Source organism: Paraburkholderia fungorum (genome assembly GCF_046026025.1).
In the GTDB taxonomy this organism is placed as follows: domain Bacteria; phylum Pseudomonadota; class Gammaproteobacteria; order Burkholderiales; family Burkholderiaceae; genus Paraburkholderia; species Paraburkholderia fungorum_E.
On the sequence record NZ_JAQQFL010000036.1, the window covers coordinates 89,782 to 100,543 of the forward strand.

The window sequence follows — 10,762 nt, forward strand, 5'->3', positions numbered from 1 at the left end:
TAAGCAAAACCTGAGTTCAGCAGTGCCCACCGCACTGGCGCTATGCTAACGGCTTCGCCTACCTCGAGGAGCAACTGATGAAACAGACCACAGGATCGATGATCACGTTTAGCCGCCCGGACGGCAAGGAAGTCCAGGGTTATCTGGCCAGGCCGCATCACGCAGAAGGCGCGCCCGCCATCGTCGTGATTCAGGAATGGTGGGGGTTGAACGACCAGATCCGCGGCGTGGCGGACCGGCTCGCGCAAGCCGGCTATCTGGCGCTGGTGCCCGATCTTTACCGCGGCAAATCGACGGTGGAAGAAGAGGAGGCGCATCACCTGATGAGCGGGCTCAATTTCGGCGACGCCGCGACGCAGGACGTGCGGGGCGCCGTCCAGTATCTGAAGCAGCAGGCGGTGAGCGTCGGCGTGACCGGTTATTGCATGGGTGGCGCGCTCACCTGGCTCGCGCTATGCAATATCCCTGAGGTGGCGGCAGCCGTGGTGTGGTACGGCTTCCCGCCGCTCGAGTACATCGACGCGTCGAAAATCAAGGTTCCCGTGATCGGCCATTGGGCGACGCAAGACGCGTTCTTCCCCGCGGAGACGGTCGATGCGTTGGAGGCCAAGCTCAACGAGGCCAATGTCGACGTCGAATTTCATCGCTATCTTGCGCAGCACTCGTTCGCCAACGAAACGGCAGTCGGGCCGGGCCGTATCTCCCGGACCCAGTTTGATCCGGTCTGGTCGCAGCAGGCCTGGGACCGCACGCTGACGTTCTTCGGCCGCACGCTCTGGAAGTGACGGGCAAGCGCAAACGCGCGCGCTGGCAGCGGCGGTCCGTACGCGCAAGTCGCGACCTGATCGCCGATCTGTTTACCTATACTCAATTCACTCTGAAGGCAGCCCAACCGCCGTAATCAATACCAACAAGACGGAGCCCCACATGCCTGTAGCGATGCGAAACGCGGCCCTTGTGCTGCTGACATGTTCCACGTTGGGCGTCAGTGCCTATGTGCAAGCGGGCGCCGCTTGTGAAGAGGGGTGCAACGCCCGCGGCCAACTGCTCGATCATCGCGTCACGCTACGGCTGAGTGCCGCGGCGTTTTCGAAATTGCTTGCGTCGAACGCATCGGGTCAGCAACTCGAGCAGGTCGCCGGCGCACCCGCCTGCAACGTGGAGATCGTGACCTTCCGCTACCGGACCATTGGCGGCGCGGGCGAACCCACGACCGCCAGCGGTGCACTGATGATCCCGGGTGGGCGCTCGGCGGCATGCGGCGGGCCGCGTCCGCTGATGCTCTACGCGCACGGCACGACGGCGTACCGCAACTACAATATCGCCGATATCACGCAGGCCGATCCGGGCAATGGCGACGGCGCCGGCGAGGGCATCAGCGTTGCCGCCATGTATGCAGCCCAGGGCTATGTCGTGGTAGCGACCAACTACGCGGGCTATGCGGGCTCCGATCTCACGTATCACCCCTACCTGAATGCCGATCAGCAATCCGCCGATGTGATCGACTCGCTTCGGGCGGCACGAGTCGCACTGGGTGAAATGAAGCCGGAAAGAAGGGCGCGGGAGAACGGCAAACTCTTCGTCACCGGTTATTCGCAAGGCGGTTTCGTGGCATTGGCCACGCATCGTGCCTTGCAGGCGGCGGGTGTCAAGGTCACGGCGTCCGCGCCGGGATCGGGTCCCTATGCGCTAGCCGCCACCGCCGACGCGCTCGTCGAAGGCGAGGTGAATCTCGGGGCGACGCTATTCACGCCCTTGGTCGTGACAAGCTATCAGCATGCGTACGGGAACATCTATCGCAAGCCTGGCGATTTCTACGAAGCGGCCTATGCCGCAGGTATCGAGAATCTCCTGCCGAGCCTGCAGTCTCTCGACACACTGTTTGCCAAGGGCAAACTGCCCTCGTCGCAACTCTTCAACAGCGTTCCTCCCGCGCCGCAATATGCATCGATGACGCCGCCGACTTCGCCGCCGCTCACACCGCCGTCGCTCACGCCTTTGTTTGCGACCGGCTTCGGCAACGCCAATCTCGTGCGCAACGTCTATCGACTGAGTCTTCTGGAGGACGCAGCGGCCAATCCCGATGGCGCGTTTCCCAACACCACGGTTGCGATGACGCCGGCGGCAAATCCCATGCAGCCGCTGCGCCAGGCATTCAAGCGCAATGATTTGCGCAACTGGTTGCCGCGCGCGCCGGTTCTGTTGTGCGGCGGCGGCTCGGATCCCACGGTGTTTTTCTTCAATGCGCGCATCGAGCAAGCCTATTGGCAGAGCGCCAAGGTGCCGGCAGGCCTCACCTCCGTGCTGGATGTGGACTCTCCGATCGCCGGGCCCAATGATCCGTACGCGCCCATCAAGCAGGGCTTTGCCAGTGCGAAGGCGACGCTCGCCAATCAGGCCGTTGCGGGCGGCGCAACCGATGGCGGCGCTTCAGCGGTGCTGCAGGCCTATCACGGTGAACTGGTCGCGTCGTTCTGCATGGTCGCCGCCCGGGCCTTCTTCAGCAACTTCTGAGGAGAGCGGGATCGTCGAGAGACTGTTTATGCGGTGCCGCCGGCGGCGTATTTGATGAGCCTCGGCGGCAACCCGATCGTTTGATACGCGGGTACGCTATTTCCATTTCGCCCCGAGATTGTCCAAACCGGCTTTCATGAGATCCTCCGCCACCATGGCGACGCGCAGTTCGATATCGGCGTTGAATTTCAGAAACCACGGTTCCGCTAGCGCCGGGATTCCGGATGGATCATCGAGGTTCACCACGAGTACTGCGCCACGCGCTCCGTCCTGATTGGTGAAGTAGGCGGCTTCCGGCTTCAATTCCTCAAGTATTCTCCCTATCACTTCGCCGGCGGTGCCTTCACGCACCAGCGTGTTGAATGGTTCGTGCGGTATCCTGACGTTGAGAAGCATGCGCATGTTGTTCTCCCTGGTTGATGCCCAAAAGGGCATCTTAAGGATAGGCGTTTTGTGCGCCGATGTCGGGGTTGAGCGTCTCGTCCGGTGCGAGGTTGAATTCAATCCCGGCTATGGCAGGAAGTACACGGACGCAACGGCGCTGTTCAAAGCGCTGCGCGCAATGATCGACGACCAGACTCGCCTCAACATGAAAAAAGAATCCCGCAACCCATCACTCAACATACGAGCCGAATTGCCTGCCGATGTGCCGGCAATCGAGCAACTCACGATCGCCGCGTTTGAGCATGCCCCGCACACAAACGGCGCTGAGCATTTCATCGTGAATGCGTTACGGCGCGCACGGCAGCTGTCGATTTCGCTGGTCGCGCAAGATGAAGAGGGAATCGTCGGGCATGTTGCGCTGTCGCCGGTTTCCATCTCTGACGGTGCAACAGGCTGGTACGGTTTGGGGCCGGTCTCGGTGTTGCCCGATCATCAAGGGCAGGACATCGGATCGCAACTGATGGAGGCAGCACTGGCCGAATTGCGGAGGCTGGGCGCCGGCGGCTGCGTGGTTCTCGGCGATCCCGCCTACTACGGGCGCTTCGGCTTCACTGCCACGCCTCACCTGGTGCTGCCGGGTGTGCTGCCCGAATATTTTCAGGCGATTGTATTCGGCGGCGTCTGGCCCACGGGCAATGTAAGCTATCACGAGGCATTCAACGCCACCGCCTGAGGGCCGCGCAGTGTCCTCGGATCGGCGCGGTTGCTGATCAGGTGCTGATCAGTTTCCACTCACACTCAGTTTCCAAATAGCGAGGTCTGCACCCCGCGGGCTGGCGCCGGGCGTGCCGGTTTCGCCGGCGGTTCCCGGCCGACCGCTGCCGCCGCAGTGGTTGAAGCCGCCACGGAATTCGCCGCGGCTTCCAGCGAAGTCTGCCCGGCTTCAAGCGACAACAGAAACATCTTGTTTGCCAGTCCACCGGCGAAACCGGTCAGATCGCCGGACGCGCCGATCACGCGATGACACGGCGCCACGATCGAGATCGGATTTTTGCCGTTTGCCGCGCCCACGGCCCGCACCGCGTTGATGTTGCCGATTTGCGAGGCGATGTCCGAGTAGCTGCGTGTCTCGCCGAACGGGATCGTGAGGAGCGCCGCCCAAACCTTCTTCTGAAACTCCGTTCCCTGGAAGTCGAGTTCGAGCTCGAACCGGTCTCTCGCGCCCGCGAAATATTCGGTCAATTGCCGTTCGGTCTCGATCAGGACCGGGCGATCGTTTGCTTCGATCATGTCCGGCAGACGCACCCGGTTCGGTTTGTCGTTCTCCCACAGAATGGCGGCGAGCCGGTTGCCGTTCGCAACGAGCTTTAGCTCGCCGACGGGCGAATTCATTGACTTGTAGGCGTATGTCATGGTGCTGGGTTCCTGGCTGGCTGGAGGCGGGAATGGCATGACGCGAGATGGCGAACTCGCGGCGCCCCGACACTCCGATACCAGACAGCTTAAACATTGTTCACGCTGAGGTCACGTCGGATCTTGCTATCCAATTCCGCGCGTGGCCCGGGACTCAGTAGAATTGATACCCTCGGCGCATCGCCCACCGGCGACCGGATATTTTCTCTACGACTGTGACCACCACCCTAGAACAACTGCGAGCCGGACAACTGGCGGGTACCCGCCGACTCACCCTGGCGTGCGGCCTGAGCGAATTTCCGCGTGAGATTTTCGATCTGGCCGACACGCTGGAAATTCTCGATCTGTCGGGCAACGCGCTCACGACGCTGCCCGATGATTTACCCCGGCTGAGCAAGCTGCGCATCATCTTTGCTTCCGACAATCCGTTCACGGAATTACCTGAGGTCCTCGGTCAATGTTCGCAACTAAGCATGGTCGGTTTCAAGGCCAATCGCATCCGCGAGGTGTCGGGCAAATCGTTGCCGCCGCTGTTGCGTTGGCTGGTCCTCACCGACAACGAGATCGAAGTGCTGCCGCCTGAGATCGGCGCTTGCTCGCAACTGCAGAAGCTGATGCTTGCCGGCAACCGGTTGCGCGCACTGCCCGAGGAGTTGGCAGCCTGCACGCGGCTCGAACTGCTGCGTCTCGCGGCGAACCAACTCGGCGAATTGCCCGCCTGGTTGCTACGCCTGCCGAGGCTTTCGTGGCTGGCGTACGCCGGCAATCCATTTAGCGAAGCGCTGGAGACAGCGGCATTGATCGATACACCGATTGCGGATATTCGATGGGATGCGTTGAACCTCGAAGCGCAGTTAGGCGAGGGCGCGTCCGGCGTCATTTATCGTGCGGCGCTTGCTACTCGCCATGACGATGCGAAGAGGCCGGTGGCCGTCAAATTGTTCAAGGGCGCGGTAACGAGCGATGGCTTGCCTGACTGCGAGATGGCGGCCTGCATTCGCGCCGGAGATCATCCGAACCTGATTCCGGTGGTGGGCAAGGTGAAGGACCATCCGGCGGATACGCATGGCCTGGTGATGGAACTGATCGATCCGCAGTTCACCAACCTTGCCGGGCCGCCGAGCCTCGAGTCGTGTACGCGCGACGTCTATGGCGCCGGCACGTGCTTCGGTTTGGCCTCGGTGTTACGCATTGCAGGCGGCATCGCGTCGGCGGCGTGTCATCTGCATCGTCAGGGCATGATGCATGGGGATCTGTACGCGCACAATATTCTGCACCGCGGGTGTGGGAGCGCATTGCTCGGCGATTTTGGCGCGGCGTCTTTCCACTACGCCGACGATAGTGACTTCAGTGTTGCGTTGCAGCGTCTCGAAGTCAGGGCGTATGGTTGTCTGCTCGAGGAATTGATCGAGCGATGCGACGAGTTGGATGCGAACGCGGACATGGCGGCGAAGTTGGTGGCGTTAAAAGAGCATTGCCTGAGCGAGGATATTGGCAAGCGGCCGTTGTTCGACGAGATCGTTTCCGTGTTGCGATCGCTAACCGGCGCGGGCGATTGGGGCGCCGCGGCGTTGGCGGCGGTTTGATCTGTTCTATGTGCAAACGCAATGCAGGCAATCGTCGGTGTGGTCCAAGGAGAGAAATTCCATGACGCAGAGGATGCGCCGCCGCGTGCTGGTTGCCGCCACACTGGCCGCGGCAGGCCTGACAGGTACGGTTCGAGTCGACGCAATGCAGGGCGGCAAGCTGAAGATCGCCCTCGTGTTGAAGTCGATGGCCGATCCGTTCACGGTGGCGATGGTGAGCGCTGCGCAGAATTATCAGAAGCACTATGCATCGCAGTTCGGCTTGACCATTCGAGGAACGGCAACCGAAGGCGACACGGCCGTGCAGATCCGAATGGTGGACGAACTGATCAAAGCCAGGATGAACGCCATTGTCATCGCGCCGACTGACTCGAAGGCGCTGACCGCAGTCGTGGCGCGGGGGATCAAGGCCGGCATCATCATGGTCACTATCGACAATCCGCTCGATGACGCGTCGCAGGATGCGGCCCACATTTCCGTGCCTTTTGTCGGCCCGAATAACCGCAAGGGCGCGAAGCAGGTGGGCGATTATCTTGCTGAGCGGCTCAAGGCGGGCGATCAGGTCGGGATCATCGAAGGGAGTTCCGCCGACCGCAATGCGCAGCAGCGCACGGCCGGCAGCAAAGACGCAATGAACGCGGCCGGCATGAAGGTCGTCGCCATACAGTCAGGCGACTGGGACTATGGGAAAGGACGGGACGTCGCGTCGAAGATGTTGGGGGACTATCCGCAGATCCGTGCATTGATGTGCGGCAACGACAATATGGCCATGGGCGCGGTGGATGCCGTTCGCGATGCGGGCAGAACCGGCGGTGTTTATGTCACTGGGTATAACGACGGCGACGCGATCAAACCATTGCTCGCCGACGGCCGCGTGCTGGCGACGATGAATCAGTTTGCCGATCGGCAAGCTGTGTTCGGCGTGGACGTGGCGTTGAAGGCGGTTACCGAGCAGAGAAAGCAAAGTGAATTGTCGCGGGTCATTGAAACGCCGCTGCAACTGGTGACCGGCGTGAGTCACTGAGGGTGAGATGCTGGCGTGGGCATCCGTTCGGCCAGGCAGCAAGATAAGGATGCCGAATAATCTGCTGATTTTCGATTGAACCCCGTAGCTCCACATGACGGTTTGCACCGTCCGCGGCGGTCGTGCTAATTAGCGACGGACCGTTTGAACCCGGACCTTATCGACTCCATTTCGTCTCGACAATCGAGCATTTCAAAATGACGTTTTCCGGGTTGACATCAACTGGCACGACTATTACCATTCGTCCGTTCTCATTAAGGGGCCAATGCCTTGGACAGTAGCAGTAGTCGATCTTCGAACAGTTTGTCTGCCTGACCGACAGGACGCCCGCCTCTTTTAGCCGCCGTCCCGCCAGCAGGCAGGATGGTGCGCGCCGTAGTTTCGCAATACTTCCCCCGCACCTTTTTCGTACCGCGTCGACGCGCGTGATGTCGCTCGTCCGCTTGAAGGACGTCGTGAGCCTGACTCGCGACGGCGATCGTTCGCGCCTGCGCAATTCTCGCAGTGCGTGGTTGAAAAGACATGCTCGTGCAGATAGCGCGAGAAAGGAGAACTCATGCCCGACAGTGACTCTTGTCCCTTACACGATTCAAGCTTTCTTTCCGCCTGAAGGAAGTCCACACCGTTCCTCGCCTTTCTCTCCTTGAGCTTTGGCGTCGTGGTGCCGGCCTTCCCGCCGGTGAACCTGAACGACCTCCGGGCAGCCGCCCGGACGGAGGAACATCATGCATTTCGCCCTTCTCGTACCCGAGTTGCCTCGCATTCGTGAGGCTCGCACGCACCACGACTCACTGCTGACGCCGCGTATCCCCGAACCCAGAATGCCAACGGCGATTGCCCGCTGGTGGACTGGGTTCTGGAGCCGCGCGCACTGACGTCGCTTCGCGCCGGATAGCGATCCGGTGCGCGCCAGTGCCTGCTCCGTCATATTTCGGAGCCAGGTCACTCAGCCATAGAAAATCACCTTGAAAAAAGAAGTGTCGCAGCGGCCAGCGGTCGTCCGGCACGGGGAAAACTATGTCCAAGCATTCTTACCGCTCTCACCCGTCCCCGCGTAAGCAGAGGGGATTTTTAACAACGTCCGCCGCTAACGAGCGCAAGCACTCTGCGCGAATCGTCACCGAGGCCAACAACAGCATCAACACCACGCTACTGCATACGCAAAGCTCCCTGGATGGTCTCGTCGAGGCCGATGCCGGGGAGCGCCTGTATCAGAATGGGCTAAACGAAGTCGCACATGACAAGCCACCTCATGTCCTCGTGCAGTTGTTACTGGCCTTCAAGAATCCGTTTGTGATCGTGCTGCTGGTACTCGCGGGGATCAGCTACCTGACCGATGTCTACTTTGCCGCTCCGGACGATCGCGACTGGACCGGCATCAGCATCCTGCTCACCATGGTGACAGTCAGCAGTCTGTTGCGATTTTTTCAGGAGTACCGTTCCAGCAAGGCTGCTGAGCGACTCAAGTCGATGGTGCGCACGACGGCAACCGTTGTGCGCCGCGCGTCGAAATCGGCGCAGCCTGAGAGACGCGAAATTGCGATGTCCAATCTGGTCATCGGCGATATCGTCAGCCTGCAGGCCAGCGACATGATCCCAGCCGACATCCGGCTGATCCAGTCGCGCGACCTGTTCATCAGTCAGGCGGCGCTCACTGGCGAGGCGCTGCCGGTCGAGAAATACGACACGCTTGGCGCCGTGATGGAGAAATCGGCGGATGCCGGTTCGAATGGTCAAGCTGATCCGCTCGAATTGGCCAACATCTGCTTCATGGGCACGAATGTGGTGAGCGGTACGGCGACCGCTGTTGTGGTCGCCACGGGAGCCGACACGTACTTTGGCGCGCTCGCGCAGAACGTGACTAGCCACAAGCGGATCGAGACCAGTTTCGACCGCGGCGTGAGCAGCGTGTCCTGGCTTCTGATCCGTTTCATGCTGGTCATGGTGCCGGTCGTATTCATGATCAACGGCCTGACAAAGGGCGACTGGCTCTCCGCGTTGACGTTCGCGCTTGCCGTCGCGGTGGGTTTGACTCCCGAAATGCTGCCCATGATCGTATCGGCCAACCTTGCGAAAGGGGCGGTTGCGATGGCGCGCCGCAAGGTTGTGGTCAAGCGTCTGAATTCCGTGCAGAACTTCGGGGCAATGGATGTGCTGTGTACCGACAAGACCGGCACGCTCACGCAGGACAAGATCATCCTGGAGCATCACCTCGATATCCATGGTGACAAGGACCCGCACATCCTGGAGCTCGCCTGGCTCAACAGCTTTCACCAGAGCGGACAAAAGAATCTGATCGACATTGCGGTCGTCAACCACGCCAACGAGGCGGGCGCCGCTGCGAAACTGACTCATTACTCGAAGGTCGACGAGCTCCCCTTCGATTTTGTCCGGCGACGTTTGTCGGTGATTGTCGGGCGCGCGCGCGGCGATCAACTGATGGTGTCGAAGGGTGCGGTCGAGGAAATGCTGATGGTTTCCACGCACATTCAGGACGGTGACGTGATTCGCGAGCTGGATGCGAAGGAGCGTGAAGCCCTGATCGCACGTTCGCAGGAATACAACGAGGATGGCTACCGGGTATTGGTGGTTGCCACGCGCGAGATACCTCAAGCAGAGGCAAAACTGCAGTACAGGACGTCGGACGAGGCCCGGCTGGTGGTGCGCGGTTTCCTGACGTTCCTCGATCCGCCGAAGGATTCCGCGGCGCCGGCAATTCGCGCGCTGCACGAAAACGGTGTTGCCGTGAAGGTGCTGACGGGAGACAACCCGATCGTCGCATCGAAGGTTTGCCGGGATGTGGGCCTTGACCCCGGAACGCCGCTTCTCGGGCGCGATATCGAGCAAATGGATGACGACCGGCTCGGCGAAGTGGTCGAACGGACGACGGTGTTCGCGAAGCTCGCGCCGCTGCAGAAAGCACGTGTCGTGAAGGCGCTGCAGGCGAATGGCCACACGGTTGGCTTTCTCGGCGACGGTATCAATGATGCTCCGGCACTGCGGGACGCCGACGTCGGGATTTCGGTCGATAGCGGTGCGGACATTGCCAAGGAAACGGCCGACATCATCCTGCTCGAGAAGAGCCTGATGGTGCTGGAGGAGGGGGTGATCAAGGGCCGTGAGACCTTCGGCAACATCCTCAAGTACCTGAACATGACGGCGAGTTCGAACTTCGGCAACGTGTTCTCGGTGCTGGTGGCGAGCGCGTTCCTGCCGTGGGAACCGATGCTTGCGATGCAGTTGCTGATCCAGAACCTGATTTACGACCTGTCGCAGATGTTCCTGCCCTGGGACAAGATGGACCCCGAGTTCCTGAAGAAACCGCGTAAATGGGAAGCGGGCAACATTGGACGCTTCATGATCTGGCTTGGGCCGACCTCGTCGGTGTTCGATATTACGACCTACATCCTGATGTGGACCGTGTTCGGCGCGGGCGCGCTCTATCACGTTCACGGCGGCAACGGCGGGCAGATCGTCATGAACTCGGGCTGGTTCGTGGAAGGTCTCGTGTCCCAGACGCTCGTCGTGCACATGCTGCGTACGCAAAAAATCCCGTTCCTGCAAAGCACGGCAGCACTGCCTGTGCTGCTGTCGACCTTCACGGCGATTGCGGTCGGCTGCTGGCTGCCGTTCTCGCCACTGGCTGACACGCTCGGTTTCACCGCACTCGCGCCCAGCTACTGGGGCTGGTTCATTGCCACGATGGCGGGCTACATGATGCTCACCCAGATCGTCAAGACAGTCTATATCCGTCGCTATGGGCGGTGGTACTGAGCCGACTGCTCGTATTGGGGGGGGGGGGGGGGCGGGGGGGGGGGGGGGGGCCCCCGATCCGAACACA

8 protein-coding genes are annotated in these 10,762 nt (G+C 61.0%); 6 read left to right on the plus strand and 2 right to left on the minus strand.

From position 1 onward, the window contains the following. Nucleotides 1–77: 77 nt before the first annotated feature. Both PQR67_RS30930 and PQR67_RS30935 read left to right on the plus strand, forming a co-directional pair. On the plus strand, nt 78–785 hold the full coding sequence (locus PQR67_RS30930) for a dienelactone hydrolase family protein (protein WP_408466602.1): 708 nt from the start codon (nt 78–80) through the stop codon (nt 783–785). 142 nt (nt 786–927) lie between these two features. Continuing rightward, on the plus strand, nt 928–2,514 hold the full coding sequence (locus PQR67_RS30935; RefSeq protein WP_408466603.1) for an alpha/beta hydrolase family protein: 1,587 nt from the start codon (nt 928–930) through the stop codon (nt 2,512–2,514). Nucleotides 2,515–2,610: 96 nt separating this feature from the next. Here PQR67_RS30935 and PQR67_RS30940 read toward each other — a convergent pair whose 3' ends face one another. Beyond that, a complete protein-coding gene (locus PQR67_RS30940; RefSeq protein ID WP_408466604.1) occupies nt 2,611–2,916 on the minus strand; it encodes a panthothenate synthetase in 306 nt (101 codons plus the stop codon). A 187-nt stretch (nt 2,917–3,103) separates the two neighbouring features. On the opposite strand from PQR67_RS30940, the gene PQR67_RS30945 reads away from it, so the two are divergent. Further along, complete coding sequence (locus PQR67_RS30945) at nt 3,104–3,631, plus strand: GNAT family N-acetyltransferase (RefSeq protein ID WP_408466612.1); 528 nt, start codon at nt 3,104–3,106, stop codon at nt 3,629–3,631. Between the two features lie 65 nt (nt 3,632–3,696). Here PQR67_RS30945 and PQR67_RS30950 read toward each other — a convergent pair whose 3' ends face one another. Then, nucleotides 3,697–4,311: a methylated-DNA--[protein]-cysteine S-methyltransferase gene (locus PQR67_RS30950; protein WP_408466605.1), complete on the minus strand. Its 615-nt coding sequence runs from the start codon at nt 4,309–4,311 to the stop codon at nt 3,697–3,699. A 215-nt stretch (nt 4,312–4,526) separates the two neighbouring features. Here PQR67_RS30950 and PQR67_RS30955 point away from each other — a divergent pair, with 215 nt between their 5' ends. The 3 genes from PQR67_RS30955 (at nt 4,527) to mgtA (ending at nt 10,695) form a co-directional block, all read left to right on the plus strand. Beyond that, nucleotides 4,527–5,897 carry a leucine-rich repeat-containing protein kinase family protein gene (locus PQR67_RS30955; RefSeq protein WP_408466606.1) on the plus strand — a complete coding sequence of 457 codons (1,371 nt, stop codon included), beginning with the start codon at nt 4,527–4,529 and terminating at the stop codon, nt 5,895–5,897. 61 nt (nt 5,898–5,958) lie between these two features. After that, a complete protein-coding gene (locus PQR67_RS30960) occupies nt 5,959–6,921 on the plus strand; it encodes a substrate-binding domain-containing protein (protein WP_408466607.1) in 963 nt (320 codons plus the stop codon). A 1,017-nt stretch (nt 6,922–7,938) separates the two neighbouring features. After that, the gene (mgtA, locus tag PQR67_RS30965) at nt 7,939–10,695 is read left to right on the plus strand and encodes a magnesium-translocating P-type ATPase (RefSeq protein WP_408466608.1); all 2,757 of its coding nucleotides are present in this window, start codon (nt 7,939–7,941) and stop codon (nt 10,693–10,695) included. Nucleotides 10,696–10,762: the final 67 nt, after the last annotated feature.

Coding starts and splice junctions, on each gene's coding strand:
- PQR67_RS30930 (WP_408466602.1), top strand. CDS start 78: ATGAAACAGACCACAGGATCGATGATCACGTTTAGCCGCCCGGACGGC.
- PQR67_RS30935 (WP_408466603.1), top strand. CDS start 928: ATGCCTGTAGCGATGCGAAACGCGGCCCTTGTGCTGCTGACATGTTCC.
- PQR67_RS30940 (WP_408466604.1), bottom strand. CDS start 2,916: ATGCGCATGCTTCTCAACGTCAGGATACCGCACGAACCATTCAACACG.
- PQR67_RS30945 (WP_408466612.1), top strand. CDS start 3,104: ATGAAAAAAGAATCCCGCAACCCATCACTCAACATACGAGCCGAATTG.
- PQR67_RS30950 (WP_408466605.1), bottom strand. CDS start 4,311: ATGACATACGCCTACAAGTCAATGAATTCGCCCGTCGGCGAGCTAAAG.
- PQR67_RS30960 (WP_408466607.1), top strand. CDS start 5,959: ATGACGCAGAGGATGCGCCGCCGCGTGCTGGTTGCCGCCACACTGGCC.
- mgtA (WP_408466608.1), top strand. CDS start 7,939: ATGTCCAAGCATTCTTACCGCTCTCACCCGTCCCCGCGTAAGCAGAGG.